Origin of the sequence: Streptomyces sp. NPDC086147, from assembly GCF_040702165.1 — a bacterium.
Lineage (GTDB): Bacteria > Actinomycetota > Actinomycetes > Streptomycetales > Streptomycetaceae > Streptomyces.
The window spans coordinates 466253-492846 of sequence record NZ_JBFBJO010000002.1 but is presented as its reverse complement, the minus strand read 5'-3'; the positions used below and the strand labels follow the sequence as shown (position 1 = coordinate 492846).

The 26594-nt window shown below is 73.2% G+C and carries 20 protein-coding genes and 1 pseudogene; 5 read left to right on the top strand and 16 right to left on the bottom strand.

What is annotated here, in order from left to right; all coding sequences use genetic code 11:
• The first annotated feature begins 46 nt into the window (after positions 1-46).
• Positions 47-562: a MarR family transcriptional regulator gene (locus AB0398_RS06985; RefSeq protein ID WP_366372813.1), complete on the top strand. Its 516-nt coding sequence runs from the start codon at positions 47-49 to the stop codon at positions 560-562.
• 168 nt (positions 563-730) lie between these two features.
• On the opposite strand, the gene AB0398_RS06980 is transcribed toward AB0398_RS06985, so the two are convergent.
• The 4 genes from AB0398_RS06980 to AB0398_RS06965 all read right to left on the bottom strand — a co-directional run bounded on the left by AB0398_RS06980 (position 731) and on the right by AB0398_RS06965 (position 9041).
• On the bottom strand, positions 731-1969 hold the full coding sequence (locus AB0398_RS06980) for a PP2C family protein-serine/threonine phosphatase (protein ID WP_366372812.1): 1239 nt from the start codon (positions 1967-1969) through the stop codon (positions 731-733).
• 50 nt (positions 1970-2019) lie between these two features.
• The gene (locus AB0398_RS06975) at positions 2020-2388 is read right to left on the bottom strand and encodes an STAS domain-containing protein (protein ID WP_366372811.1); all 369 of its coding nucleotides are present in this window, start codon (positions 2386-2388) and stop codon (positions 2020-2022) included.
• 48 nt (positions 2389-2436) lie between these two features.
• A complete protein-coding gene (locus AB0398_RS06970; RefSeq protein WP_366372810.1) occupies positions 2437-4932 on the bottom strand; it encodes a SpoIIE family protein phosphatase in 2496 nt (831 codons plus the stop codon).
• An 89-nt stretch (positions 4933-5021) separates the two neighbouring features.
• The gene (locus tag AB0398_RS06965) at positions 5022-9041 is read right to left on the bottom strand and encodes a HAMP domain-containing protein (protein ID WP_366372809.1); all 4020 of its coding nucleotides are present in this window, start codon (positions 9039-9041) and stop codon (positions 5022-5024) included.
• 342 nt (positions 9042-9383) lie between these two features.
• Here AB0398_RS06965 and AB0398_RS06960 point away from each other — a divergent pair, with 342 nt between their 5' ends.
• Positions 9384-9611 (top strand): DUF5133 domain-containing protein, encoded by a 228-nt coding sequence (locus tag AB0398_RS06960; protein WP_366372808.1) that lies wholly within the window; start codon positions 9384-9386, stop codon positions 9609-9611.
• A gap of 215 nt (positions 9612-9826) precedes the next feature.
• Here the strand turns inward: AB0398_RS06960 and AB0398_RS06955 are convergent, their stop codons facing one another.
• The 4 genes from AB0398_RS06955 to AB0398_RS06940 all read right to left on the bottom strand — a co-directional run bounded on the left by AB0398_RS06955 (position 9827) and on the right by AB0398_RS06940 (position 11789).
• Entirely contained in the window at positions 9827-9988 is a 162-nt protein-coding gene (locus AB0398_RS06955) for a hydrophobic protein (RefSeq protein WP_366372807.1), read from the bottom strand.
• A gap of 233 nt (positions 9989-10221) precedes the next feature.
• Positions 10222-10617 carry a hypothetical protein gene (locus AB0398_RS06950; protein ID WP_366372806.1) on the bottom strand — a complete coding sequence of 132 codons (396 nt, stop codon included), beginning with the start codon at positions 10615-10617 and terminating at the stop codon, positions 10222-10224.
• A gap of 40 nt (positions 10618-10657) precedes the next feature.
• Positions 10658-11065 carry a GvpL/GvpF family gas vesicle protein gene (locus AB0398_RS06945; RefSeq protein ID WP_366372805.1) on the bottom strand — a complete coding sequence of 136 codons (408 nt, stop codon included), beginning with the start codon at positions 11063-11065 and terminating at the stop codon, positions 10658-10660.
• Between the two features lie 4 nt (positions 11066-11069).
• Positions 11070-11789, bottom strand: a complete 720-nt coding sequence (locus AB0398_RS06940) for a GvpL/GvpF family gas vesicle protein (RefSeq protein WP_366372804.1) — start codon at positions 11787-11789, stop codon at positions 11070-11072.
• Between the two features lie 369 nt (positions 11790-12158).
• Here AB0398_RS06940 and AB0398_RS06935 point away from each other — a divergent pair, with 369 nt between their 5' ends.
• Positions 12159-13889, top strand: coding sequence for a thiamine pyrophosphate-dependent enzyme (locus AB0398_RS06935; RefSeq protein WP_366372803.1), 1731 nt, complete (start codon positions 12159-12161; stop codon positions 13887-13889).
• A 48-nt stretch (positions 13890-13937) separates the two neighbouring features.
• On the opposite strand, the gene AB0398_RS06930 is transcribed toward AB0398_RS06935, so the two are convergent.
• From AB0398_RS06930 to AB0398_RS06895, 8 genes are all read right to left on the bottom strand, one after another.
• Positions 13938-14843: a TIGR04222 domain-containing membrane protein gene (locus AB0398_RS06930; protein WP_366372802.1), complete on the bottom strand. Its 906-nt coding sequence runs from the start codon at positions 14841-14843 to the stop codon at positions 13938-13940.
• Positions 14844-14924: 81 nt separating this feature from the next.
• A complete protein-coding gene (locus tag AB0398_RS06925) occupies positions 14925-16907 on the bottom strand; it encodes a SpoIIE family protein phosphatase (RefSeq protein ID WP_366372801.1) in 1983 nt (660 codons plus the stop codon).
• A 55-nt stretch (positions 16908-16962) separates the two neighbouring features.
• The gene (locus tag AB0398_RS06920) at positions 16963-18555 is read right to left on the bottom strand and encodes an oleate hydratase (RefSeq protein WP_366372800.1); all 1593 of its coding nucleotides are present in this window, start codon (positions 18553-18555) and stop codon (positions 16963-16965) included.
• 177 nt (positions 18556-18732) lie between these two features.
• Entirely contained in the window at positions 18733-20160 is a 1428-nt protein-coding gene (locus AB0398_RS06915) for a cellulose binding domain-containing protein (protein WP_366372799.1), read from the bottom strand.
• 23 nt (positions 20161-20183) lie between these two features.
• Positions 20184-21683, bottom strand: coding sequence for a beta-N-acetylhexosaminidase (locus tag AB0398_RS06910; RefSeq protein ID WP_366372798.1), 1500 nt, complete (start codon positions 21681-21683; stop codon positions 20184-20186).
• Between the two features lie 9 nt (positions 21684-21692).
• Positions 21693-22442, bottom strand: coding sequence for a carbohydrate ABC transporter permease (locus tag AB0398_RS06905; RefSeq protein ID WP_366373018.1), 750 nt, complete (start codon positions 22440-22442; stop codon positions 21693-21695).
• 197 nt (positions 22443-22639) lie between these two features.
• Entirely contained in the window at positions 22640-23539 is a 900-nt protein-coding gene (locus AB0398_RS06900) for a sugar ABC transporter permease (protein WP_366372797.1), read from the bottom strand.
• Complete coding sequence (locus AB0398_RS06895) at positions 23536-24792, bottom strand: extracellular solute-binding protein (RefSeq protein ID WP_366373017.1); 1257 nt, start codon at positions 24790-24792, stop codon at positions 23536-23538. The genes AB0398_RS06900 and AB0398_RS06895 overlap by 4 nt, the downstream gene beginning before the upstream one ends.
• A 209-nt stretch (positions 24793-25001) precedes the next feature.
• Here AB0398_RS06895 and AB0398_RS06890 point away from each other — a divergent pair, with 209 nt between their 5' ends.
• Both AB0398_RS06890 and AB0398_RS06885 read left to right on the top strand, forming a co-directional pair.
• A complete protein-coding gene (locus AB0398_RS06890; protein ID WP_366372796.1) occupies positions 25002-25769 on the top strand; it encodes a GntR family transcriptional regulator in 768 nt (255 codons plus the stop codon).
• A gap of 33 nt (positions 25770-25802) precedes the next feature.
• A pseudogene (locus AB0398_RS06885) lies at positions 25803-26578 on the top strand (GntR family transcriptional regulator).
• Positions 26579-26594 lie beyond the last annotated feature (16 nt).

Sequence of the window (26594 nt, the reverse complement as noted above, 5' to 3'; positions counted from 1 at the left end):
GAGGCCGACGCCTTCGGCCCCGGACGCCTGAGGAGTGTCGGTAGCCATGGACACGAACCCCGCCCCGTCCCCGCGGGAGCCGCAGGGGACGGCACAGGCCGCCCGGGAGCTCATCGAGCTTCTGGAGGTGCTGTGGGAGCGCGGCCGGGACATGGTGTCGGCGACACCGGTGTCGGCGTCTCAGCTCCGCGTGCTCTACAGCCTCGACCGTGAGGAGGGCATCAACCTCCGCGCCCTGGGGGAACTGCTCGGTTCCGCGCCGCCCTCGGTGAGCCGCATGTGCGACCGCCTGGAGGCGCTGGGGTTCGTGCAGCGGCTGCCCAGTCCGGTCAGCCGTCGGCAGCTCGAACTGCACCTGACCGTCCGCGGCAAGGCGTACCTGCGCGATCTGCGGGTCCAGCGGGAGGAGGCCCTGCTCACGGTCATCTCGGGCATGACCCCGACGAGCCGCAAGGCGCTGCTGCGCGGGCTGACGGGCTTCCAGGACGCACTGGACAAGGAAAGACCGTCGGCGCCCCCGGTGAGCCGGGGCGCGCCGCTCAAGGACGTCCGGTCCGCCTGACCCCCGCGCGCCCCGCGCGCCGCCCGGTCACGTAGCCCATGTCCCACTTGTCACCCTCTGCCCGCCCATGACACGTCCACCGGACACGAGCCAGGTGTTGCCCCAAGGATACAGTTGCCGCACGGCAACTGTTGACACCGGGCGTACGGGTGGACGCGCGAGGACGCGTCAGGCGTCGGAGCCCACCGGAAGGCCGCCTCCCGACAGGCCGGGGCCGAGGAGACCGGGGCCGGGATCGGATCCGTCCTCCTGCCGTCCGTACCAGTCGAGGCAGACGACGAGCGCGTCGTCCTCCAGCGGGGCGTCGCCGTGGTACGCGGCGAGTTCGCGCAGCACCGCGCCCGGGACCTGCGAGGACGGCAGCAGTTTCGTGGCGGTGAGCGCGCGGGCCAGCGCCCGGTCCCCGTAGGTCTCCCCGTCGGGGGAGGCCGCGTCGTACACGCCGTCGCTGCCGAAGAGCAGCCGGTCGCCCGGGCGCACCTCGAGGCGCTGCGGCACGTAGACGGTGTCCTCGAACATGCCCAGGGGCAGCTGGGCCTCGAACGAGACGGGCTCGACGGAGCGGTCCCGCAGCCGCCACAGGCGCGGCGAGCCGGCGTCCACGGCCTCCACCCCGCCCGTGGCGAGGTCGAAGCGCAGCAGCAGCACCGAGACGAAGGCCCCGCCGCGGTACTGCGCGTACACGGCCTGGTCCGCCAGGGCCGCCTGGTCGGCGAGACCGAGGCCGGCGCGGCGGGCGTTGCGGAGCGCGTTGATGGCGAGGGTCGACAGGAGGGCGGCCTCGATGCCCTCCCCCATCCCGTTGGTGACCGTGAGGGTCAGGTGGTCGGCCGAGGCCGACCAGTCATAGTTGTCCCCGAAGATCGCGTAGGCGGGCTCCAGGTGCGCGCCGAGGGCGAACTCGGGGCGGACGCAGGAGCGGCCCGGCAGGAGCTGCCACTGCATCTCGGCCGCCAGCGTCAGCCGGGTGGCCCGCCGCGCGAGGTCGTACAGGTCCGTGTCGCGCTCGGCCACCAGGATCTCGTGACCGAGCGCGTCGCAGACGTGCAGCAGCTCGGGCAGCAGGGACACGAGGTCGCCGCCCGGCGGCAGGGCGACGGTGAGGACGCCCATCCGGTCCCCCCGGACGGTGACCGGCAGGTGTACGGAGACGGCCTCGGTGTCACGGGTGACGTACGGCTCCTGGGCGCCGAAGGCGCGCCCCTGCGGGCTGCCGTGGATGAGGACCGGCGGGATCGCCTGGGGAACGCGCTCGACGAGCTGGAGCGACCGCAGCGCGTAGTCGGCGAGGCGGAGCTCCACCCGCAGCGCTCCGCACTGCTTCCGCAGGGCGTCCGCCACGACGCCCACCAGCAGGTGCGGAGCGGCCCGGCGCAGTGCCCGCTCGACACCGGTGATCTCGTCCACGTGTTCCGGCTTCTCCTTCTCGTTCTCGTCCCCGTCCGCGGCGCGGTCCGCTAGCCCTCGTGCCCGGCCGCGACGAGCGCGCCCGCCACGTCGGCGTGCAGGGGCGTCGTCATCGTCAGGCCCGTGATCTCCAGGATGCGGCGCACGGCCGGGGTCGGCGCGGCGAGATGGAGGTCTCCCCCGGACTCCCGTGCGTCCCGCCCGGCTCTGATCAGCACGTTCAGACCGGAGGAGTCCATGAAGTCCAGGGCGGAGAGGTCCAGGACGAGGTGGCGGCGGCCGTGCAGGAACTGGTTGGCCAGGTGGTGGTGGAGCATGGTGGCCGTCTCGATGTCGAGTTCGCCGCCCACGGACAGGACCGCCGTGTCGGCGTCACGGATCTCCACTTCGACGTCCAGGTTCACTTCGCGTTCGGGCATGCTCTTCCTGCTTTCCACGGGTGGGGTGATGGTCGGTGGGGCGTGCGGTCAGGTGACGCGCACGCCGATCAGACACGTGTCGTCGTCGGTGTCGGACTTGCTGTGCGTGAGCAGCAGGTCGAGACGCCGTTCCAGTCCGTCGGCCGGCCTGCCGGCCGTGGCGAGCAGCTGGTCCAGGGAGTCGTGCACGGAGGTGTCCCGCCGCTCGACGAGGCCGTCGGTGTACATCAGGACGGTGTCGTCGGCCTCCAGCTGGATCTCCGCCTCCTCGTACTCGGCCTCGGCGAGGGCTCCGAGCAGCAGCCCCTGGAGGAGCGGCAGCGTGGTGGCCCGGTCGCCCCGGACGAGCACGGGCGGGAGGTGTCCAGCCCTGGCCCAGCGCAGGGTGCGGGTCACGGGGTCGAAGACGCCGCAGACGGCGGTGGCCGTGACCTGGGCGGTGAGGTGGTGGGCCACGTTGTTCAGCCAGGACAGGAGCTGTCCGGGGCCCGCGCCGGTCACGGCGAGGCCGCGCAGGGCGTTGCGCAGCACGACCATGCCGGTGGCGGCCTCTATGCCGTGGCCGGCGATGTCGCCGACGCACAGCAGGATCTTCTTGGACGGCAGGACGACGGCGTCGTACCAGTCGCCGCCGACCAGGGACTCGGTCTCGGCGGGCCGGTAGCGCACGGCGACGTCGAGGCCCGGGGCGTCGAGCGGGGCCTTGGTGGGCGGCATGATGGCGTGCTGGAGCTGGAGGGCCAGCCGGTTGCGCTCCGCCGACTCCTGCTCGGTCAAGGCGAGTTGGTCGCGGGTGGCCGCCAGGGCGACCTCCGTCCAGTGCTGCGCGGAGATGTCCTGGTAGGCGCCCCGCACGGCGAGGAGCCGTTCGTCGATGTCGAGGGAAGGTTCGGCGATCACCCGGATGTGGCGGGTCACCCCGTCCCCGCGGAGCATGCGGAAGGCCGTCGAGCTCGCCCGCCGCTGGTTCAGCACGGCATGGAGGAAGCGGCCGATGGCGACCGCGTCGTCGGGGTGGGCGTGGGCGGTGAGGTCGCGCAGCGAGACCGGCCCCTCGGTCATGTCCCGCCCGAAGAGGTCGAAGAGCTGTCCGTTCCAGGTGATCTCCCCGGTCAGGACGTCCTCCTCGAAGCCGCCGATGCGGCCGAGGCGCTGGGCGTGCTGGAGCAGGCTGGCGAGCCGGGCGGTCTCGTCCTCGATGCGCCAGATGAGGAGCACGCTGTCGCCGTGCCGGCTGATGCTGAGGTCGGCGGCGGACGCGAGCGGCACCTGGTCCACGAGGGCGGTGAGGCGGGTCCGCCGGGCGCGGAAGGGCTCCCCGGTGGCGTAGACGCGCTCGATCCGCTCGAAGAGCTCGTTCTGGCCGGCCGTGGTGGGGTACGCCTCCAGGAGCAGGGCCCCGTCGACGGCGCCGCGCGAGCGGCCCGCCGGGTCCTGGAAGTGCTCGTTGGCGTGGCGGATGCGGAAGTCCCGCAGGCGCCCCTCGTCGTCCAGGTGCGGGGTCAGGACCAGGGCCGGGTCGTAGAGGCCGTCGGCGAGTTCCACGAGCTCCGACGCCCCGGCGGCCGCGGGCGAGAGCGCCCGGGTCGGCACCGGCTGGAGGGGGAGGGTCTCCAGGGTGTGGGCGCACAGTTCGGCGAGGGCCTCGATCTGGCGCTCCACCGCCTGCGGCTGGGGTTCCAGCGGCCGGGGCCAGCAGATCTCCAGGACGCCGTGGATCCGTCCGCCGGTCCCGGCGGGCACCGCCACCCGGCCGCCGTCGGGGTGGCGGGTGTGGCCGATCGAGGGGATGCCGACGGCCGCGAGCGAGCGGAACCGCACGGTCCGGCGGGCGGTGAGGGCCTCCCGGGCCACGGTGGCCACGCCGGGCGGCACGTAGCGCCAGCGGGCGGGCTCGTCGGCGCCGAAGCCCGCGTGGCCGCAGAGGGTCAGGGAGGCGTCGGGGCCGGTGGTCCAGATGGCGACGGCGCAGGCGCCCAGGGGCGCGAGGGCGTGTGCGAGGAGGGACTCGGCGACGGCCTGGCTGTCCCCGGCGTTGAGCGCGGCGCTCTCGGCCGTGCGCAGGCGCACGGCGACCGACCCGTCGGCCCCGATGTCGGTTCCGTCGGCCCCGGCGTCCGTCCCGGGCCCGTCCGGCTCCCGTACGGTCCTGACGAAGTCGTCGGCGACCTCGGCGACCTGGTCGTGGGCGGCCTGGTTGATGATGTCCGCGGCCAGTTCCAGCTGGGAGAGCCCGGCCTGGCCGGCCAGTTCGGCGAGCTGCTTCGCGGCCTGGGCCGGGCCGCAGCCGAGCCGCTCGACGATGACGCCCTTGGCGAGTTCGATCAGGGCGCGCCCCTCGGCCGCGGCGTGCGCGGCGCGCACCTCCTCGCGCAGCCGCTCCACCGTCTCGGCGAGCCGGCCCACGGTCGAGCGGTCGTCCGGCGACCGCGCCTCCTCCTCTTCCCGGGAGGGGGCGGGCGCGGCGGACTCGGCCGGTGTCGGAGCGCCGTCCCCGTGGGGACCGACGGCGGGGTGTCCGCCGCGGCGGTGGGGAGCACTCATGACGCGGACTCCTCGGGGGACGGCGGCCGGGGCCGCGGGCGGACGGAGGGAAGAGCGGGGGGCGGAAGGGGCCGTGGCGGGCCCGTGGTCTAGCCGTCGTGCAGCCACCGGCGGATGCAGGCGATGAGGTCGTCGGCGTCGACCGGCTTGGTCACGTAGTCGCTGGCGCCCGAGGCGAGGCTCTTCTCGCGGTCCCCCGGCATGGCCTTGGCGGTGACCGCGATGACGGGCAGCCCGGTGTGGGCGGGCATCTGCCTGATCTTCGAGGTGGCGGTGTAGCCGTCCATCTCCGGCATCATGACGTCCATCAGGACCAGGTCGATGTCGGGGTGCGCGGCGAGCGCCTCGATGCCCTTGCGGCCGTTCTCGGCGTGCAGGACCTTGATGCCGTGCAGCTCCAGGATGCCGCTCAGGGCGTAGAGGTTGCGGGCGTCGTCGTCGACCACGAGGACCGTGCGGCCGTGCAGGGCGGTGTCGATGGTCTGCGGCGCCGGGGGTCGGTGCTCGCCGCGCACCAGGGGCACGACGTCGCCCGGCTGGTCCGCGGACAGGTGCAGGGCGATCCGCTCGCGCAGTTCGTCGAGGCTGGACAGCAGCTCCAGCGGGCGCCGGCGGGCCCGGCTCTGGAGGGCCCGCTCGTGCTCGGCGGTGAGCCTGCGGTTGTTGTGGGCGAGGACGGGGACGGTGCGCAGCGCCTCGTCGCCGTCCATGGCGTCCAGGAAGTGCAGGGCCTCGCCGTGGGCCATGTCGACCTCCAGCACGACGCAGTGGAACGGCTGGGTGGCGAGGGCGGTCGCGGCCTCCTGCGGGCCCACGGCCGTGATCAGCTCGATGTCCTCCCGGTCCGCGCGGTCGCGGGCCGCGGCCAGCTCCACGACGGCGTTCTCCGCGACGAGCGAGAGCAGGCCGCGCGGGCGCTCCTCGATCACGAGGAGGCGCCGGATCTGCCGGGCCGTCGGTGCGGCGGGCAGGGCGGGGCGGAGGGCCGAGGCGTCGGCGGGGAGCTGCGCGATCTGTTCGTCCTCCTCGGGCCGGAGGACCGGGGCTTGGGTGGACTGCTCCTTGAAGTCGGCCCGGGCGACGGGCAGGTAGAGGGTGAAGGTGCTTCCCTCACCGGGCTCGCTGGCGACCGTGAGGGCGCCGCCGAGCAGGTGGGCGATCTCCCGGCTGATGGACAGGCCGAGTCCGGTGCCGCCGTACTTGCGGTTGGTGGTGCCGTCCGCCTGCTGGAAGGCGCCGAAGATGGCGTCCAGGTGCTGGGCGGCGATGCCGATGCCGGTGTCCTTGACCCGGAAGGCGACGACGGGGCCGCCGCGGTGGACCGTGGGGGGCAGCTCGGCGTCCGAGGCGGGCTCGATCCGCAGCTCGACGCTGCCGCGTTCGGTGAACTTGACGGCGTTGGAGAGCAGGTTGCGCAGCACCTGCCGCAGCCGGGAGTCGTCGGTGACGAGGTCCACGGGGACGCCGGCGGCGGTGGAGACGGTGAAGGTGAGGCTCTTCTGCGTGGTGAGCGGCCGGAACGTGGCCTCGACGTAGTCGAGGAGGCGGCGCAGCGCCACCCGTTCCGGGTTGAGGTCCATCTTCCCGGCCTCCACCTTGGACAGGTCGAGGATGTCGTTGATCAGCTGGAGCAGGTCGGAACCGGCGGAGTGGATGATGCCGGCGTACTCGACCTGCTTGGCCGTGAGGTTGCGGGTCGGGTTCTGGGCGAGGAGCTGGGCCAGGATCAGCAGGCTGTTGAGCGGGGTGCGCAGCTCGTGGCTCATGTTGGCCAGGAACTCGGACTTGTACTTGGAGGCGAGGGAGAGCTGCTGGGCGCGGTCCTCCAGCTCCTGCCGGGCCTGCTCGATCTGCAGGTTCTTGGCCTCGATGTCGCGGTTCTGCGAGACGAGCAGGGCCGCCTTCTCCTCCAGCTCGGCGTTGGAGCGCTGGAGCTCCTCCTGCTGGACCTGGAGCTCCTCGGAGCGCGCCCGCAGCTCGTCGGCGAGGCGCTGGGACTCCCCCAGGAGCTCGTCGGTGCGGACGTTGGCGACGATCGTGCTGAGGTTAACGCCCACCGTCTCCATGAGCTGCTCCAGGAAGTCCCGGCGCACGGAGGTGAAGGGGGTGAAGGAGACCAGTTCGATGACGCCCAGGACCTGGTCCTCGACGACGATCGGCAGCACGATCAGGCTGCCTCCGGCGGTGCGGCCGAGGCCGGAGGAGATGTACACGTAGTCGCCGGGCACGTTGTCGGCGGCGATGGTGCGGCGGCTGCGGGCGGCCTGGCCGACGAGGGACTCGCCGAGGCGGAAGCGGTCGCGGCTGTCCGCGGGGCGCCCGTAGGAGCCGACGAGCTTGAGCTCGACGCCCTCCGCGCCGTCCTCGGCGAGGTAGAACGCGCCGTACTGGGCGGCCACCAGCGGGGTCAGCTCGTCCATGACGAGTTCGGCGACGACGGCGAGGTCGCGGTGGCCCTGCATCAGCTCGGAGATGCGGGCGAGGCTGGACTTGAGCCAGTCCTGCTCCTGGTTGGCCCGGGTGGTCTCGCGCAGCGAGCCGACCATCGCGTTGATGTTGTCCTTGAGCTCGGCCACCTCGCCGGAGGCGTCGACGGTGATGGAGCGGGTCAGGTCGCCCTCGGCGACCGCGCTCGCGACCTCGGCGATGGCGCGCACCTGGCGGGTGAGGTTCCCGGCCAGCTCGTTGACGTTCTCCGTCAGGCGCTTCCAGGTGCCGGAGACGCCCTCGACCTCGGCCTGGCCGCCGAGGCGGCCCTCGCTGCCGACCTCGCGGGCGACGCGGGTGACCTCGGCGGCGAAGGAGGAGAGCTGGTCGACCATCGTGTTGATGGTGGTCTTCAGCTCCAGGATCTCGCCCTGGGCGTCGACGTCGATCTTCTTCGAGAGGTCGCCGTTGGCGACGGCGGTGGTGACCTGGGCGATGTTGCGGACCTGGCCGGTGAGGTTGTTCGCCATCGAGTTGACGTTGTCGGTGAGGTCCTTCCAGGTGCCGGCCACGTTCGGCACCCGGGCCTGGCCGCCGAGGCGGCCCTCGGTGCCGACCTCGCGGGCGACGCGGGTCACCTCGTCGGCGAACGCCGACAGGGTGTCGACCATCGTGTTGATGGTGTCGGCGAGCGCGGCGACCTCGCCCTTCGCCTCCACGGTGATCCGGCGGGAGAGGTCACCGCGGGCCACGGCGGTGGCGACCTGGGCGATGGAGCGGACCTGGCCGGTGAGGTTGGACGCCATCACGTTGACGTTGTCCGTGAGGTCCTTCCAGGTGCCCGAGGCGCCCCGCACGGTGGCCTGGCCGCCGAGGTTGCCCTCGGTGCCGACCTCGCGGGCGACGCGGGTGACCTCGTCGGCGAACGCGGAGAGCTGGTCGACCATCGTGTTGATGGTGTTCTTCAGCTCCCGGATCTCGCCCTGGGCGTCGACGTCCACCTTCTTGGAGAGGTCGCCGTTGGCGACGGCGGTGGCGACGTGGGCGATGGAGCGCACCTGGGCGGTGAGGTTGCCCGCCATGGAGTTGACGGAGTCGGTGAGGTCGCGCCAGGTGCCGGAGACGCCCTTGACGTCCGCCTGGCCGCCGAGGATGCCCTCGGTGCCGACGTCGCGGGCCATGCGGGTGACCTCGTCGGCGAAGGAGGAGAGCTGGTCGACCATCGTGTTGATGGTGTTCTTCAGCTCCAGGATCTCGCCGCGGGCGTCGACGTCGATCTTCTGGGAGAGGTCGCCCTTGGCGACGGCGGTGGCGACGTGAGCGATGTCACGGACCTGGGTGGTGAGGTTGCCCGCCATCGCGTTGACCGAGTCGGTGAGGTCGGCCCAGGTGCCGGAGACGCCGGGGACCTCGGCCTGTCCGCCCAGGGTGCCCTCCGTGCCGACCTCGCGGGCGACGCGCGTCACCTCGGAGGTGAAGAGGGAGAGCTGGTCGACCATGCCGTTGAAGACGCTGGAGATCTCGCCCATGAGACCGCCCGCCTCGTCGGGCAGCCGGGTGCCGAAGTCCCCGTCGCGCACGGCGGTGAGGCCGGCCAGGAGCTGGCGTAGCTCCGCCTCTCCCACGGCGGCCGGTCCCGGCCGCCGTGCGGCCGAGGAGCCCTCGATCGTCGTCTCAGACATGCCTCATCCTCGTTCGCTCGCCAGGCACCACAGCGGTCCTGAACACAACCACGGCCGCAGGTCGGGCCACCGCTCTCCCGGTACGACTCCGACCTCGACCGTTGTCATACGACAATAAACGACGACCCTACTCCCCCGTGATCGTCACGAGGAGGGCGGTGGGGAGGCAAGCGGCCGGAACGAGCCGGTACGGGAGCCGGTGCGAAGGGGCCGGGGCCGCACCGGAGGTGTCGAGTCCTCGCCACCGGACTCCACCCCTCCGTCCGCATACAACGCGGGGGCCCGGGTAAGCGGCGCATCGAACCGGGCGGTCGGCGCCCTGACGGCGAGGGGAGACCCACTGTGTTGATGGCCCATCCCGCGGTGTTGAGCAACCTGATCGAGCAGTACGAGACGCTGAGGCTGCTGCACGCGGAGAACGGAAGCCCCGAGGTGCGACAGCGCATGGACGACATCGCGTACACGCTGTGCGTCTCCACGGGCACGCGCGACGTGGACACGGCGCTGATCGCCGCCCGCCACCGGCTCCCCGGTGCGCGTCCCGAGGATGACTCGGTGCTGATGGCCTGATTCCACACGCCGGACCCGGCACGACCCCTTCGCGGGGCGTGCCGGGTTCCGTCGTTTCCGGGGGCGGCCCGGCTCCGGGGCGTTCGTCCGCCTCCGGGGACGGTCCGTTTCAGGGGAGGTCCGTTTCCGGGACGGTCCGTTTCCGGCCGGGCGCGCACGACCGCGCCCGCCACCGGTGTCGGTGGCGGGCGCGGTCGGTGCCGGCGGGGTGCCGGTTACCAGCGGTACCAGCGGCCCGAGCCGCCCTTCGGCCGGGCCACGAAGCCGAGGAGCCAGAGGACGAGCACGATCACGGCCACCCACCAGAGGGCCTGCACCGCGAAACCGGCACCGAAGAGGATCAGCACGAGCAGCAGAACCAGCAGAAGGGGAACCATTTCTTCAACCTCCGAATTTTCACGTGACCCCGCACCCGATTCTCGATCCTCCGGAAATTCCCGCCGCACGGACGGGAATTCAGTTCTTTCTTTCCGGCGGCCGGTCGAACGGGTCCGGGATACTACACAAATAAAAAAATATCGCCAAAGAATGAAAGGGAGCGTCTTCGGGGAAGAGTGCCGCCCCGCGGGAGGGACGGCTCCGGCGCTCCGGAACCGCCCCTCGGCGGGTGTCAGATGCGACCGCCGGTGAGCCGGGTGAGCGGGCCGCGCGAGCGCGTCCCCGTCCTGCGCCCCAGGACGTACGCGCCGGTGAGCGCGGCCGCACTGACGGCGGCGGTGCCACTGGTGAGCGCCTTGCGGGAGCGCACGGCGGTCCACACGAGGCCGCCGGTGCCCCGGACGGCGTGGACGGCCGCGAGGGTCTTCTCCGCGAGGGGCGCGGGAAGCGCGGTCAGCACGCCGCCCGCCGCTTCTCCGGTCTCCCCGGCGCCCTTCTCCGTCTTCCCGGCCGGGGCCTCGGCCCCGGCCTGGGCGCGGAACGTGCCGCCGTTTCGGGTGCCGTCGGAAGCAAAGGACGAACCGTTCCGACGGTAGTGGTTTTCGTTGCTCTTCTCCGATGCACTCATGTTCTTCGTGTAGCCGGACCGGGCCGGAACAAACCCTTTCTCACGGGAATTCCCGCCGGCCCTCGGCAGGCCGGTCGAGGGCCTCCGAAAGACTCTCCTCCTCTTCTTCGAGGAGGCGGCGCACGCCCGGCTCGCCCCGGCGGACGGTCCCGAGCCGCAGGGGGACGGTGGTGGTCCGCCGGCCCGCCGCCGCGAGCACGCCGTGGTGGGCCCTGACCACGTTCGCGAGCCAGTCCGGGTCCTCCATCCGCGCGCGCAGGGGCGCCTCGTCGAACTCGGCCTCCGGGACCTCCTCGACGACGGCGGTGAGGCCCCGGTGCTCGACGGTCGCGAGCCCGCCGCCGAGCGTCACGTCGGGGGGCGGGTCGGCGGGCTGCCCGTCGTCGACGTCGGCGGACCGGACGACGGCGTACACGTACAGCAGCGGTTCGTCGGTGAGCGGTCCCACGGGATCAGCCCGCCTCGACGAAGCTGTACGGGGGAAGCGGCCCCATCACCTGCTCCCGCAGGTGCTCGTGCTCCTGGTGGAGGGCGCGCACGGCCTCCAGGAACTCGTCCCGCCGCTCGCGTTCCACCAGGAACGACAGGTTGACGAGGTGGCCGGTGTCCCCCGGTCCGTGCACCGTGGCCGCCGCGTGGGCGGAGAGGGTCCGCTCGACGAGGACGGCGTCGGCCCGCTCGCGTTCGGCGACGGCCCGCGCGACCAGCTCGTCGAAGACGCTCCGCTCCTCGTGGCTCGCGCCGCCCGACGCGCGGCCGGCGACGTGCCGGGCCATCAGGTCGGGGTCGTCGGTGAGCACCGCGTGGAGCACCGCCTCCGCGTCGTGGTGCACCTTGAGGTTGAACTCGTCCTTGCCGGCGAGCGCCTCCAGACGCTCCGCGTAGAGGTCGTGGTGCTCCTCCAGGACCGCGGCGACCGTGGCGTCGTCGGGGGAGATCCTGCCGAACCGCAGAGGCAGGACCGGGCCGTCCTTGGCGGCCTCGATCACGACGTGCTGGTGTGCGAGGAGGTCGCGGCGGTCCGCCTTCACCTCGGTCGTGGCGTCGCTGCACAGGGCCACCAGGTCGCCGCCGCGCACGGTGCGCACCGGCCTCGGGGGGTTGCCGATGCCCTCGATGGCGTCGGGGAGTTCCCGGCCGGCGGGGGCGATGCCGTAGACGTACGTACTCATTCCTTCTCCTCCCGGTGGTGCGGAAGCGCGGCGGCGCGGCCCGCCGGCGCTGCTCCCGCTGGTGCTCTTCTCCTCGCGGGCCGGGGTGTGCAGGCCCTCCCCCCGGGTCGGTGCGGCGACGCCTGAGATCTCCACGGCCGCCTCCTCGGGCTCCGGACGGGTGCTCGGAATCCGCCTGCCCGCCGGACGCGACTCCACGCCCGTTCGCCGCGGACCGGTGCGAACGGTCCCTTCCCGGACGTTCCCCCGCATCGGCTCCGCCCGCGCGGGCAGGCGGGACGGGAACCCCGTGCACCGGAGCCCCGGCACACCGTCGGTCCCCGCACATCCGTACATCCGTACATCCGTACATCCGTGAAAGGACATCCCATGACTCGTACCGTCGCCAAGGTGATCGTCGACGCCCTCGCCGACCTCGGCGTCGGCCACGTCTTCGGCGTGGTCGGTGACGCCCTCAACCCCCTCACCGACGCCATCCGCACGACGGACGGCGTCGACTGGGTCGGCTGCCGGCACGAGGAGGCCGCCGCCTTCGCCGCCGGGGCGCGGGCCCAGCTGTCGGGCCGCCTCGGCGTCTGCATGGGGACGGTGGGGCCGGGCTCGGTCCACCTCCTCAACGGGCTGTACGACGCGGCCAAGAGCGGCGCCCCGGTCCTCGCGATCTGCGGCCAGGTCCCGCTGTCCGAGGTCGGCGGCGACTACTTCCAGGAGGTGGACAACGACCTGCTGTTCCGGGACGTGGCCGTCTACCGGGCCACCGTCACCTCGCCCGAGCAGATGCCGAGGCTCCTGGAGTCGGCGGTCCGGGCCGCCGTGACCCGCGGCGGCGTGGCGGTCCTCACGGTGCCGGGGGACCTCGGGGACCGGGAGGTCGAGGACGACCGTCCGGTGCGGTTCGCCCTCCCCCGGCCGGCCGTGACCCGCCCCGACGACCCGGCCCTGGCCGAGGCCGCCGAGCTGATCGGCGGGGGCTCCCGGGTCACCCTCCTGGTGGGGCGCGGCGCGCAGGGCGCGCGGGAGGAGGTGCTGCGCCTCGCCGAGCACCTCTCGGCCCCGATGGTGCTCACCCTCAAGGCCAAGGAGGGCTTCGAGGCGGACAACCCCTACGAGGTGGGGCAGACGGGTCTGATCGGCAACCCGGCCGCCGCCCACGCCCTGGACTCCTGCGACACCCTGCTCATGCTCGGCACCGACTTCCCGTACCGCGACTGGTATCCGGAGGACTGCCGGGTGGTGCAGATCGACCTGCGGGAGGAGCGTCTGGGCCGCCGCGTCCCGGTGGACGTCGGGCTCGCCGGGGACGTCGGGGCCACGCTGCGGGGCCTGCTGCCGCTGCTCGCGCCGGTCGGGGACCGCGCCCACCTCGACGACGCCCGCGAGCGGTTCCTGAAGTGGGAGGAGGAGCAGGCCGGCCTCGCCCACCCGGACCACGACAAGCGGCTGGTGGGACGGGTGCGGGCGATGTTCGACAACCGGGGCCACGAGATACGGCCCGAGGCGCTCGCCGCGGCCGTGGACCGGCACGCGGCCGAGGACGCGGTCTTCACCTCCGACACCGGCATGGCCACCGTCTGGCTCTCGCGCTTCGTGCGCATGCGGGGCACCCGCCGGCTGCTCGGCTCCTACAACCTGGGCTCCATGGCCAACGCCATGCCGCAGGCGCTCGGCGCCCAGCTCTGGGACCGCGACCGCCAGGTGGTGGCGTTCTGCGGCGACGGCGGTCTGAGCATGCTCCTGGGCGACCTCATGACGCTCCGGTCCGAACGGCTCCCGGTCAAGCTGGTCGTCTTCGACAACCGCCGGCTCGGCATGGTCAAGCTCGAACAGGAACAGGCCGGCCTCCCCGAGTTCGGCACCGTCCTCGACAACCCCGACTTCGCCGCCGTCGCCGAGGCCCTCGGCCTGACCGGCATCCGCGTCACCGACCCGGCGGACCTGGACGGGGCCGTGCGCCGGGCCTTCGAGACCCCGGGCCCGGTGCTCCTCGACGTCCTGACCAACCCGGAGGAGGTCGCCGTCCCCGGCAAGCCGACCGTGGCCCAGGGCTGGGGCTTCGCCATCGCCAAGATCAAGGAGAACCTGCCGTCGGGTGGCAACTGACCTGTACCGTACCGGACTTCCCGGACGGGCCCGGGGAGGACCGCCCGGTCACAGCCCTCCCAGCCCCGGTCCCTCGTAGACCACCACCGGTTCCGGGCGCGGCTCGGGATCGGGTGGGGGCGGGTCGGTGCGATGGGGCTCCTCCGGCTCGTGCAGCGGGTGTCGGGCCGAGAGGATCTTCGGGCCGTCGATCGCGAGGTGCCGCAGCCGGGCGGGCTCTCCCGGGCGGATCCACTCGGGGCTCTCCGCCGCCTTCATGGCCGCCCGCCCGGCGGCCGTGACGCCGTGAGCGCCGACGAAGGCGCTCTCGGCCCGGCCCTTCACCCGGTGGGCCCACCACAGCAGCGGCGGGTAACCAAGAAGCGGGAGGTAGGAGTCGGTGGCCACCGCCAGGGCGAGGCCCGCCGCGGCGGCCGCGGGCAGCCAGCGCACGACGGTGTCGTGGCGGTTGCGGGCCTCCAGCCTGCGCCGGGCGGCCGGCGACCGGCGGAGCACGCCGGCGGGGTGCCCGTCGTCGCCCTGAAGGCCGTCGAGGACGAGCCGGTCGCGCAGGGCCCGTATCGCGGGCTCGTCGTCCCGGGCCCGCAGCGGCCAGGGCACGTTCCCCTCCTCGTCGGCCGCCCGGGCCGCGAGGTCGAGCGCCGTCCTCTCCGTCTCGTCCCGGGGCCCCCGGCCCAGGGGCCGGAGTACGATGCTCCGCTTCGAGACCCGACGCACTTCGAGGCGCCGGCCCGCGTGCATCCGCAACAGGGCGACCTGGACGACGCGTTCGGCGCGACCGTGCAGATAGGCGAGTTCGTACAGGTCCAGGCGCTGCTCCGGCGGCCGTGGCGGCCGGATCCCGGCCGTCATGGCGCGGTGGGCGCGCCACAGGGCCACAGCCGTGGTCCGTACGGTCATGAGCAGGGCCAGTGACAGCGCGGCCCCGAGCAGGTTCCCCCACCACGTCCCCATGCGCTTCCCCCTCGTGGAACGGTGTGCTTCACTCCCTGTCTGCCCGCGCCGGGCCGGTACGAGACATTCCCCGTCCGTCCCTCAGCCGGCCGCTTCGATCTCGGCCCACACCGTCTTGCCCTCGGTGGTGTAGCGCATGCCCCAGTTCTCCGCGAGGGTGGCGCAGATGAGGAGGCCCCGGCCGCCCTCGTCGACGGCCTTGGCGTGGCGCAGGTGCGGGGCGGCCTGGCCGGCGTCGGTGATCTCGCAGATCAGCGTGGTGGAGTCGGTGATGAGGCGGAGGGTGACCGGGGCGGCGCCGTAGCGGATGGCGTTGGTGACGAGTTCGCTGACGACGAGCGTCGCCGTGAACGGGTCGACGGGGTGGTCCCAGCTCCGGAGCCGCTCCTCGACGTGCCCGCGCGCGATGCCGACGGCGGAGAAGTCGAAGGGGACGGTCCACTCGGCCAGTTCGTCCGGCGACAGGTGCCGGGTGCGGGCGACGAGCAGGACGCGGTCGGAGGCGAGGAGCCGGGCGACGTCGTCCGCCATCGCCTCCGGGGAGCGCCCCGGGTGCGCGAGGGCGTTCACCAGGTCCTCCGTCCGCGTGCCGCCCTCGCCGGGCGCCATGCACAGGGTGCTGCCCTCGGGGAGGACCAGGGAGGCGCAGGCGAAGGGCGGTCCCTCCCCGCCGAGCAGCGGGCCGTCGTCGACCGGCCGGGTCTCGACCGATCCGTCGGGGCGGACGACGGCGAACAGCGAGGTGCCGGCGCGCGCGATGTCGAGCCGCCCGCCGATCGGATCGTGGACGGCGACGGTGCAGCTCGCCGTCGCCCCGTCTCCCCCGGGCCCGGTCTCCTGCTCCCCGGCGAGCCGGAGGGTCGTGGCGTGGAGGCGGGCGAGGAGTTCGTGCGGGTCGAGGTCGAGGGTGGTCAGGCTGTAGACGGCGGTCCGCAGCCGGCTCATGGTGGCGACGGCGCTGAGCCCGGCCCGGTCGACCTGGCCGACGACGAGCGCCACCCGGGCCCCCGACAGGGGAATGACGTCGTACCAGGAGCCGACGCCGCTGCCGTCGGGCTGGTTGCGCCGGGCGATGTCGACGGCCTTCTGGGTGGCCTCCTCCTGGCGCAGCGGCCAGCTCTGGAGCGCCGTCATGACGATGTGCTCGCGGGTGAACCGCAGGGCGTTCTCCAGGCAGGTCGCCGTGCGGGTGGCCATGCCCTCGGCCAGTTCGAGGTCGTCCTCGTCGTACGGTTCGGCCCCTTCCGCGCGCTGGAAGACGACGGCCCCGAAGACCTGTCCCCGGACGAGCAGCGGGGCCACGAGCCGTGTGCCGCCGGCCTGTTCGTCCCGTTCCGGCGGGAGCAGCCGGGGCTCCGTCGGCAGCACCTTCCCGAAGATCCCGGGGAGCAGGAGGGCGCCGGCCGTCGGGATCCGGGGGCCGGTCTCCGTCCCGCCGGTCGCGGTGCAGCGCAGCAGGGGGGCCGGGTCGTGGGAGCGGAGGCCGGGCTCCCTGCCCCTCAGCACGGCGTCGGTGAGGGCGACCACCACCGTGTCGGCGAACCGCGGCACCGCGACGTCGACCAGTTCCCGGGCCGTGCGCTCCACGTCCAGGCTGGAGCCGATCCACTCGTGGGCGTCGTGCAGCAGCCGGAGGCGGGCCTGCGCCCGTTCGCGTTCGGTGACGTCCGTGCTGGTGAGGACCACGCCCAGGACCCGTCCGGCGGCGTCGAGGAGGCGGTGGGCGGAGACGGAGAAGACGTACTCGCTGCGCGGGTCGGTGAACGGGCGCCCCCGGACGAGGTGGTCGAGCCTCGGCCGGCCGGTGGCGAGGACCTCCCGCAGCATCTCCTCGTCGACGTCCACCCCGAGGGGCGCGTACGCCTCCGCGGCGGGCAGGCCGACGATCCGCTCGGCCGGGATGCCGCGGATGCCGACGGCGACCGGGTTGACGCGGACGACGCGCAGCTCCGTGTCGAGGACGTGGAGGCCGACGTCCGACTGGGTGAAGATGGCGTCCAGGACCGCCTCGTCCCACTGGTCCGGGGTGCCGGAGCCGGGGTGCCTCCCGGAGTACGCGTCCATGCGTCCCTACCTCCTTGTCGGGCCGGGGCGGTCGTGTCGGGCCGGGGCGCTCGTGTCAGGCCAGGGCGGTGCGCAGCGCGGTCCAGGCGACCTCGGGGTCGGAGAGGCCGTGGTACATCGGCGGGACCTCCCGGTCGACGTCGAAGTGGTGGTGGACGGCGGTCATGGCGGAGCGGACCGCGTACTCGGCGGTGGAGACGACGTCCTCGGGGATCTCGACGAACTGGCCGAGGAAGGCGAAGTTCCGGGCCCCGTCCGGGACGACGAGGGGGCGGTCGGAGGGGCTCCGGCGCTGGAACTGCGCGGTGGCGTAGGGCATCTGGGCGGTGGTGATCCGGGTGGTCCCCCGCACCTCGTCGGCGATGTCGTCGAAGCCGAGGTGGCCGAGGAGTTCGTCGAGGATCTCGGCGCCGGTGCAGTCGTCCATCGGCTTCGGCACGTGGTCGCCGGGGACGTCGCCGAACAGCGCGTACCCCCACAGCGTGTACGTGTCCTCCTCCTGGTCGCGGAAGTGGGGCTGGGGCGGCACCGCGACCGAGAGGAGCCAGCGGGAGTCCTTCCAGGTCGTCAGGGCGCCCTCGCCGGGGACGTTGCCGGTGTACTTCTGGATGCGGTCCAGGAGGAGGCTGCCGGTCGTGGTGAGGGTGAAGGACTCCCGCTTGGTCTCGTCGATGTTGCCGCAGAAGGCGTGGGGGCGCCCGAAGTCCGGGGCGTTCCTGGCGACCGACTCCCACAGGCGCCAGGAGCCGTCCCGTCGGTCGCGGACCAGTTCGGGGACGGTGGTGCTGTCGCCGTAGGTGGTGTCGGCGGTCGCCGAGCCGAGGGTCAGGAAGGCGTAGTCGTCCTCGCCCAGCTCGATCGTCCCGGCCTCGGCGCCGTTCCGCCGCAGGTGCAGGCGGGAGAGGCGGCGGGCGGCGGGACCGGAGAAGTCGGCGTCGGCGACGGTGGTCCCGAAGTCGGTGCGCACGCCCCGGGCGGTGAGCCACTCCTGGATCGGGCGGACGACGGAGTCGTACTGGTTGTACCTGCCGCGCCGGATCCCGGACAGGGTGTGAAGGCGGGCGAACTCCTGGACGAAGGCGAGGAGGTGGCGCTTGAGCTCGACGGCCGAGTGCCAGGTCTGGAAGGCGAAGGTCGTGCGCCACATGCACCAGAAGTGGGTGGTGAAGAAGTGCGGCCGGAAGAAGTCGTCGACGCGCCGGGCCCCGATCAGCCGCTCGGGCAGGGCGAGCAGCCGGGTCATGTCGGCGCGGTCGCGGGCGTCCAGGCCGAGTTCCGAGGCGTCGGCGATCGTGCGGTCGCCGTTGACGATCCGGGCCCTGGCGTGCGCGGGGTGCTCGGTGTCGAAGGCGCGCATCTCCTGCCGTACGGAGACCGCCGGGTCGTCCAGGGCCGGGATCGTCTCCAGGAGGTTCCACAGGCACACGGAGTGCTCGTCGTCGAACATCGGGCCGCCCCGGGTGACGTGTCCGCCCTCGCGCGTCGGGGCGGGGACGCCGTCCAGCGAGCCGCCCGCGACCGGCAGCTGCTCCAGGACGCGCACGTTCTCGCCGGGTACGCCCGCGTCCCGGACGAGGAAGACGGCCGCGGCGAGCGAGGCGATGCCGCCGCCGACCAGGTGGACCTTGGAGCGCTTCGATGCCGGCACGGGCTGACCTCCGGTTTCGGTGGACGGACGCGACGCGGGCGGTGGGCGGGCGCGGCCCTGGTGTCGACCCTCGCCCGGGGCGGTGGGCCGGGCGAGGCGGAAGGGGCCGTACGGGTGAGGGACGTCCCCGCCCCGCCGCACGCGCGTGCGGCGGGGCGGGGACGGGGTCCGTGCCGGTTACGAGGCCGGGACGGTGTCCACGAAGGCGGTGCCCGCCGAGCGGTAGGCGGCGACCTTGGCGGCCACCTGCGCCGGGGTCAGGACCTGGTCCTTGACGTGCAGGACGTAGTCGACCTTCTGGTCGTAGGAGCGCGGCGTCGTCGAGGTCTGGCCGGCCAGGTCGATCAGCCACTGGTTGAAGTTGATCGACATCGGGCGCTCGGGCAGGTAGCGGGCGTCGTGCCGGCCGAACTCCTGGCCGTCGACGTAGTACACGATGCTGTTGTCGTCGACGGTCAGGACGAGGTCGTGCCAGCCGGCGTAGCTGGTCCGGGACTCGGAGTGCTGGTTGACGGCCTCCCAGGGGTCGGGCCGGTAGGTCTCCCACGAGGTGGTGTAGAGGATGTTGGCGGGCTCGCCCCAGCCGCCGTTGGGCAGGTACTCGAAGTCGTACTCGGCGTAGTCGTCGGCCATCGGGGCCTTGAGGTCGTTGATGGTGAAGAAGGTCTGGACGACCCGGTCGCCGTCGGGGCCCGACAGCGGGGCGTCGGAGAAGCGGACCCGGGCCGCGTAGGTGCCGTTCTTGAACTTCGTCGCCTTGGTGAGGACCTCGGTGTGCCTGGTCGACTCGCCCGTGCCCGCGGTGGAGGACCGCAGGTTCATGATCGAGTTGGTGCCCTCCTTGGCGAAGGTGACGTTCTCGGGGGCCCAGGTGGCGCCGGGCACGCCGGGGCCGCCGGAGTTGGAGCGGACGCTCCAGCCGTGCGAGTCGATCGCCGGGTCGGTGTGCCCGGTGTAGTTGAAGTCGTCGAAGAGCGCGGCGCCGGTGGGCGGCGGGGTGGTCGGGTCGGTGGGCGTGGGCGTCGGGGTGGGGTTGTTGCCGGCCGGGGCGGTGCCCCAGACCGGGACGCCGCCGACGGTCGCGGTGACCTTGGTCCAGTTGGCGTACGCGGTCTGCGCCGGGCCGAAGGAGTAGTCGTCGCTCTGGTTCAGCGGCTGCCAGTTGGAGCGGTGGAAGCGCAGTTGCATGTCGCCGGTGTCCGCGCCGGGGGCGAGGGTGCCGGCCCCGGCGGTGAAGCCGACCTCCAGGTAGCGGTCGGCGGTCGCGGTCGGGTTGGCCAGGGTGCCGAAGGTGCCGGTGATGTTGGCGCAGCCCTTCACGGCCCAGGAGCAGGCGTAGGTGTACGAGGCTCCCGCGTCGGCCTTGAAGTAGTAGCGCACCTTGACCTGGCTCAGCGGCACGCCGGTCGTGCCGGTGTTGACCACCTTGAGCCAGGGCTCGACCTGGTCGCTGCCGGTGGCGCTCTGACGGTACTGGACGGCGACGGCCTCGCCGGCGGCGGCGGCCGGGAGGGCGGTGAGGGCGGTGGCGCCGAGCCCGGTCACCGCGGCGACGGCGAGCGCGGCACGGAGGCGCAGGGTGCGCGTCCTGGTCTGGTCGCTCATGGGGGTTCCTCTCCTCGGAGGTGTCAGGGACGGGGGACGGGGGTTGCGGTGGTGGAGAGACGGCGCGGCACCCCGAGGGCGTCGAGCCGGGTCCTGTGGTGGCGCAGGCGCTCCTGGAAGCCGGGCCAGTCGTGGCGGCCGGTCCAGACGACCTCCGCGAGGGCGCAGAGCCGGGGGAAGGTGAGGTATTCGGCGTGCGCGGCGGTGGGGACGTACTCGGTCCACAGCTGGACCTGGGAGCCGAGGACCCGGGCGGCCTCCTCGGGGCTCCAGTCGGCCGGGGCCGGGTCGTTGCCGTGGACGGTGCGCAGGTCGACGACCTCGCCGGCCTGGCCGGGCGGTTCGGCGGGGCTGGTGGACTGGGGGTAGTCGAGGTAGGTGGTGCGGTGGGGCGCCATGACCACCTCGTGGCCGCGGCGGACGGCGGTGCGGCCGTGGTCGGAGTCGCGCCAGGGCATGACGGTGAAGTACTCCGGGAGGTCGGCGCCGTTCTCGGTCCAGCTCAGCGGCCGGCGGCCGGCCCGCAGGAGGTGGTCACCGATCCGCTCCATGAACCAGCCGTGCAGGGCGTCGGGCCCGGGGAGGCCCTCCTCGGCGACCCGCCGGAGCGCGTCCGGGGACGTGTGCCACTCGGTGGTGGGGCACTCCTCGCCGCCGATGTGGACGTACGGGGAGGGGAAGACGTCCATCACCTCGTCCAGGACCGTGCGGCAGAAGTCGAGGGCCGTGTCGTGGACGCCGAGGATGGTGTCGCACACGCCCCAGCGGTCCCACACGTCGTAGGAGCGGCCCGGGGTGTTGCCCAGCTCGGGATAGGCGGCGAGGGCGGCGCGGACGTGGCCGGGCATCTCGATCTCGGGCACGACGGTGATGCCGCGCTCCGCCGCGTAGGCGACGAGTCCGGTGAGTTCGGCGCGGGTGTAGGCGCCGCCGTGGGGCGTTCCGCCGACCTCGGTGAGGCGGGGCAGGGCGGGGACCGGCATGCGCCAGCCCTGGTCGTCGGTGAGGTGGAGGTGGAGGACGTTGAGCTTGTGGAGGGCGAGGAGGTCGACGTACCGGCGCAGGTAGGAGACGGGGCGGAAGCGGCGGGCGACGTCGAGCATGGAGCCGCGCCAGGGGAAGCGGGGGGTGTCGGTGATCTGCACGCAGGGGACGGTCCAGGCGACGCCGGCGACGGGCTCGTCGGCGAGCGCGTCGACGGGCAGGAGCTGGCGGAGCGTCTGGACGCCGGCGAGGAGACCCGCGGGGCGGGCGGCCCGGAGCAGGACGCCCGCGGTGCCGACGGTGAGGCCGTAGCCCTCCTCGCCGAGGCCGGTGAGGGCCGGGTCGAGGGCGAGGACGACGGAGCCGTCCGGGCGGGCGGGCAGCGGCAGGCCGGTGGCCGGGCCGAGCAGGGTGCGCAGCAGCCGGGCGGCGCCCTCGGCGCCGGGGGTGACCTTGAGGGCGGTCGCGGCGTCGAAGGTGAACCGGCCGGGCAGCGGCGAGAGGTGGGTGGGGTCGGGGACGAGGCGGGGCAGGGGCATCGCGGGGCGTTATCCCTTCACGGCTCCGCCGGTCATTCCGGCGGCGACCCGGCCCTGCAGGACCAGGAAGAGGACGAGGACGGGCAGGGCGAAGAGCGTGGAGGCGGCCATGGTGGCGCCCCAGTCGGTGCCGAAGACGTTGGAGAAGGACGAGAGCCAGACGGGCAGGGTGCGGTCGTCCTGGTCCTTGATGATCAGCATGTTGGCGAAGGCGAACTCGTTCCAGGCGGTGATGAATCCGAAGAGCGAGGTCGCGAGGAGGCCGGGCGCGAGCAGCGGGAGGGTGACCCGGCGGAAGGCGGCGGCCCGGGTGCAGCCGTCGACCTGCGCGGCCTCCTCCAGTTCGGCCGGGACGCCGGCCAGGAAGGAGCGGAGGGTGACGACGGTGAAGGGCAGGGTGATCATGAAGTAGATCAGGCTGAGGGTCACCAGCCGGTCGAGCAGGCCGGCGTCCCGGGCGATGACGTACATCGGGATGAGCAGCGCCTCCCAGGGCGCCATCTGGGCGATGAACACCATGAGGAGGAAGGCGCGCCGGCCGCGCCAGCGCATCCGGGCGACGGCGAAGGCGGCGGCGAGGGCCACGACGAGGGCGAGCAGGACGCAACCGGCGGTCACGAGCAGGCTGTTGCCCCAGAAGGTCCAGAAGCCGTCCGCCGCGACGGCGTGCTCGAAGTGCTCCAGGGTGACGGAGACGGGCAGGAAGCCGGGGGTCTCGGACTGGATGTCGCGGGTGGGCCGGAAGGCGGTGAGGACCATCCAGTACACCGGGAAGACGGCGAGCAGGAAGACGATCACGGCGGCGGTGTTCAGGGGGAGCCGCCGCAGGGCGCGGGGGGTGGCCCGGCGGTCTCGCGGCGGGGCGGGGCGTGCGGGGCCGCCGGTCGGCGTCCCGCCGGGGCGGGGGCGTGCGGGGGCCGTCGGCCGGGGTTCCGTCGGGGCGGGGCGTGCGGGGGTCACCGGTCGGCCTCCTGTCGGAGCAGTTGGCGGAAGTAGGCGATCAGGACGGCCACGAGGATGAGGACGGTGAGGGTGGAGACGGCCGCCCCGAGGTCATAGCGGTGCAGGGACTGGGCCACCCGGTAGGCGTAGACCGGCAGGGTGGTCGTCGCCTCGCCGGGGCCGCCCTTGGTGACGGCCCAGATCTGGGCGAAGCAGCGGAAGACCCAGATGACTTCGAGGCAGAGGACCAGGCCGAAGATCGGCCGCAGGAGGGGCAGGGTGACCGAGCGGAAGATCCGCCCGGCGCCGGCCCCGTCGAGCCGGGCCGACTCGTACAGCTCGGCGGGGACGGTCAGGAGCGCCGAGTGCAGGGTGATGGCGGCGAAGGGGACCGACTGCCAGACCACGAGCAGGACCAGGACGGTGAAGGCGGCGGGGCCGTCGGCCAGCCACGAGTAGCCCTCGAAGGACTCGAACCCGAGCCGGACGAGCACCCAGTTGACCACGCCCAGACGGGAGGCGAAGAGCCACTGGAAGACGGTCGTGGTGGCGATGACCGGGCTGGCCCAGGCGAGGACGAGTCCGCTGGTGACCAGGATCCGCATGCGGCGGCCGAGCCGCTGCATCATCAGGGCGACCAGGGTGGCGATCACCATGATCAGGACGACGTTGACCAGGGTCCACCAGAGGGTGCGCCGGACGACCTCCCAGAAGACGGGATCGGCCAGGACGGTCCGGTAGTTGTCGAGCCCCGCGAACCCGGCGCCGCCGCGGATGAGTTCCCCCATGCCGTACTCCTGGAAGGAGATCAGCAGGTTGCGGACGAGGGGGTAGCCGAGGAGGAGCGCTCCGCCGAGGACGGTCGGGGCGACGAGGAGGTAGGGCCAGGGGGAGGGCCCGAGGGGGCGTCTCACGAGCCGAGGGTCCTGGTGATGCTCTCGGACGCGGTGCGCGCCGCGGTGGCGGGGTCGGTGCCGGTGAGCACGGCGGTCATGTACTGCTTGACCGGGTTGGTGGCCTCGACGGCCGCCCACTGCGGGGAGTTGGGGGTGGCCCGGCCCTGTGCGGCGCCGGCGGCCATGACGGCCGTGCCCTCGTCGTCCTGGACGACCCGGGCGAGGGAGGTGCGGTTGGGGACGTAGCTCATCGTCCGGGCCATGTCCGTCTGCCACTTCTCGCCCGCCAGCGCCTTGACCACCTGGTAGGCGGCGTCGGGGTGGGTGGAGGCCTCGGGGACGATGAAGTCGGAGCCGCCGGTGAAGACCGCGCCGGGCTTGTCGGCCGTGCGTCCGGGGAGGGGGAAGAAGGCGAGCTTGCCCTTGAGGGCGGGGTTGATCTCCTCGACGATCTTCGCGCCGCCGGGGACCGCGATGATCTGGGCGACGTCGCCCTTGGCGAAGACCTCGGCCTGCGGGGGCTTGGACTCGTCGGCGTCCTTGGGTCCCTTGCCGAGGGCCTGGAGCTTCCGGTAGAAGTCCATGCCGGCCAGGGCCTGCGGGGTGTCGAGCGCGCCCTTCCACGTGTCGCCGTCCCGGACGGCGAGGTCGCCGCCGGCCTCCCAGACGAAGCCGGAGAGGGTGTACCAGTTCTGGCCGGGGAGGTAGATGCCCTGGACCTTGCCCTTGTCGAGCTTCTCGGTGGCGGCGAGCCATTCGTCCTGGGTCTTCGGCGGGGTGACGCCGGCCGCGGCGAAGAGGTCCTTGTGGTAGATCACGACGCGGCTGGCCCCGTACCAGGGGATGCCGTACTGCTTGCCGTCGACCTTCCCGGGCTCGGCGAGGCCGGGGAGCCAGTCGGCGCCGTTCAGTTCGGCGACCTTGTCGCTGAGGTCGCGGACGCCGCCGCTGGCCGCGTACTGGGCGACCTGGGTGTTGCCGACCTCGATGACGTCCGGGGCGTCCTTGCTGGCGAGGGCGGCCGTGACCTTCTCGCCGATGCCGTCCCACTCCTGGATCTGGATGTCGAGGTCGATGCCCTGGTGCTCCGCCTCGAAGCCGGTGCGGAAGCGGTCGAGGAAGGCGTCGGTGACGCTGTCCTTCATGATCCAGACGGTGACCTTCTCCGGTCCTCCGGAGGCCTTCGGGTCGTCGGAGCCGCCGCAGGCGGTGGCGGCGAGCGCGACGGCCACCGCGAGGGCGACGGTTCTGCTGAGGGGACGGATCTGCACAGGCACCTCGCTGCATGGTTGACCAATTGGTCAAGTGGTCAGGTGTGTGAGCAGAAGGTGGCACGGACCGTTCCGGCCGTCAATCCCTTGGAAAACATGCGCCGTTCACTCGACCACAGGTCAACTCGTCGGGTTACCATCGGCTTTACCAGTTGACCAGCCACAACCGGCCGACCAGTCAGGGAGAACGGCATGTCAGGGAGAGCGGCATGAAGGACGGCTCCTCCAGCGGAGTGCTGAAGCGGGAGCGGGTGCGGGAGCACCTCCTCGGCCTGATCGAGGCGGGCGGCCCGGGCGACCCCATCCCGTCGGAGCGCACCCTCTGCGCCGCCCTCGGCGTCTCACGCCCCACCCTGCGCGCGGCCGTCGACGAGCTCGTCGCCACGGGCGCGCTCGTACGGGAGCACGGCCGCGGCATGTTCGTCGCCCCCGCCAAGATCGTGCAGCAACTCGCCCCGGACGATGCGGCCTTCGCCGTCCCCCGCGCCTCGGGCACCTGGTCCAGCACCGTCCTGGAGTTCGCCACGGTCCGGGCCGGGGCCCGCATCGGCCGCCGGCTCCGCCTCTCCCCCGCCGCCGGGCTGCTCTACGTCGCCCGCCTCCGCCTCGTCGACGGCTCGCCCATGGCCATCGAGCACCTGCACATCCCGGCGGACCTGGTCGGCTCGGCGCTCACCCCGGAGGAGCTGGAGGCGGGCGACCTCTACGACCACCTGCGGGAACACCACCGGGTCCGGGTCAAGGAGGCGACCCAGTCGATCGAGCCGACCGTCGTCAGCGAGGACGAGGCCGCGCTCCTGGACGTGCCCGTCCTCTCCCCCGCGCTGCTCATCGAGCGCCTCACCCTCGACGCGGAGGGGCGGCCCGTCGAGTACGTCCACTCGGTCTACCGGGGCGACCGGTACCGCATCGTCTCCCGCCTCGACTTCACCCGCGACGGCGTCGTGACCTCCTCCACCGAGGGGGATGCATACTGACCGGCGGCGGACGGCACGGCGGGAGGGGCGGGCATGGAGCTCAAGCGGGAACGGGTACGGGAGCACCTGCTGACCGTGATCGACGGGCGCCGCCCCGGCGCCGCCCCGGCGACGCCATCCCCTCCGAGCGCACCCTCTGCGCCGCCCTGGGCGTCTCGCGCCCCACGCTGCGCGCGGCCGTCGACGAACTGGTCGCGACGGGCCTGCTGGTGCGGGAGCATGGACGGGGGATGTTCGTCGCGCCCGACAAGGTCACGCAGGAGCTGGTCGCCGAGGACCGGGCGGCGGGCGCGCCCCGGAGCCGGGGCGACTGGACGAGCACGGTGCTCGACCTGCGCACGGTACGGGCCGGTGCCCGGATCGGCCGGAAGCTGGCGGTCTCCCCGGCGGCGGAGCTGGTGCACGTGACCCGCCTCCGGCACGTCGACGGCGCCCCGATCGCCCTGGAGCACCTGCACGTCCCCGCCGACCTGGTCCCCGGCCTCACCGCCGCCGACATGGAGGGCGGCTTCTACGCCCATCTGCGCGAGCGGCGCGGCATCCGCACGGCCCACGCGGTCCAGTCCATCGAGCCGACCGTCCTGAGCGAGGAGGAGGCCGCCCTCCTCGACGTCCCGGTCCTCTCCCCCGCCCTGCTCTTCGACCGGACCACCTCCGACACCACCGGCCGCCCCGTCGAGTACGTCCGCTCCCTCTACCGCGGCGACCGCTACCGCATCGTCTCCCGCCTCGCCCTGGACACCCGCCTGCCCGACCACCCGGCCCCGGGGGCGGGACGGACGGGGGCGTGGTGGGGGACGGTGGAGTGACCGGCGCGTCGGGTCC

Excerpts from the sequence above, each read along its gene's own strand:
- AB0398_RS06915 (WP_366372799.1), bottom strand. The coding sequence starts at position 20,160 with ATGAGCGACCAGACCAGGACGCGCACCCTGCGCCTCCGTGCCGCGCTC.
- AB0398_RS06950 (WP_366372806.1), bottom strand. The coding sequence starts at position 10,617 with ATGAGTGCATCGGAGAAGAGCAACGAAAACCACTACCGTCGGAACGGT.
- AB0398_RS06940 (WP_366372804.1), bottom strand. The coding sequence starts at position 11,789 with ATGAGTACGTACGTCTACGGCATCGCCCCCGCCGGCCGGGAACTCCCC.
- AB0398_RS06970 (WP_366372810.1), bottom strand. The coding sequence starts at position 4,932 with ATGAGTGCTCCCCACCGCCGCGGCGGACACCCCGCCGTCGGTCCCCAC.
- AB0398_RS06910 (WP_366372798.1), bottom strand. The coding sequence starts at position 21,683 with ATGCCCCTGCCCCGCCTCGTCCCCGACCCCACCCACCTCTCGCCGCTG.
- AB0398_RS06975 (WP_366372811.1), bottom strand. The coding sequence starts at position 2,388 with ATGCCCGAACGCGAAGTGAACCTGGACGTCGAAGTGGAGATCCGTGAC.
- AB0398_RS06955 (WP_366372807.1), bottom strand. The coding sequence starts at position 9,988 with ATGGTTCCCCTTCTGCTGGTTCTGCTGCTCGTGCTGATCCTCTTCGGT.
- AB0398_RS06985 (WP_366372813.1), top strand. The coding sequence starts at position 47 with ATGGACACGAACCCCGCCCCGTCCCCGCGGGAGCCGCAGGGGACGGCA.
- AB0398_RS06935 (WP_366372803.1), top strand. The coding sequence starts at position 12,159 with ATGACTCGTACCGTCGCCAAGGTGATCGTCGACGCCCTCGCCGACCTC.
- AB0398_RS06930 (WP_366372802.1), bottom strand. The coding sequence starts at position 14,843 with ATGGGGACGTGGTGGGGGAACCTGCTCGGGGCCGCGCTGTCACTGGCC.
- AB0398_RS06965 (WP_366372809.1), bottom strand. The coding sequence starts at position 9,041 with ATGTCTGAGACGACGATCGAGGGCTCCTCGGCCGCACGGCGGCCGGGA.
- AB0398_RS06905 (WP_366373018.1), bottom strand. The coding sequence starts at position 22,442 with ATGGTCCTCACCGCCTTCCGGCCCACCCGCGACATCCAGTCCGAGACC.
- AB0398_RS06925 (WP_366372801.1), bottom strand. The coding sequence starts at position 16,907 with ATGGACGCGTACTCCGGGAGGCACCCCGGCTCCGGCACCCCGGACCAG.
- AB0398_RS06890 (WP_366372796.1), top strand. The coding sequence starts at position 25,002 with ATGAAGGACGGCTCCTCCAGCGGAGTGCTGAAGCGGGAGCGGGTGCGG.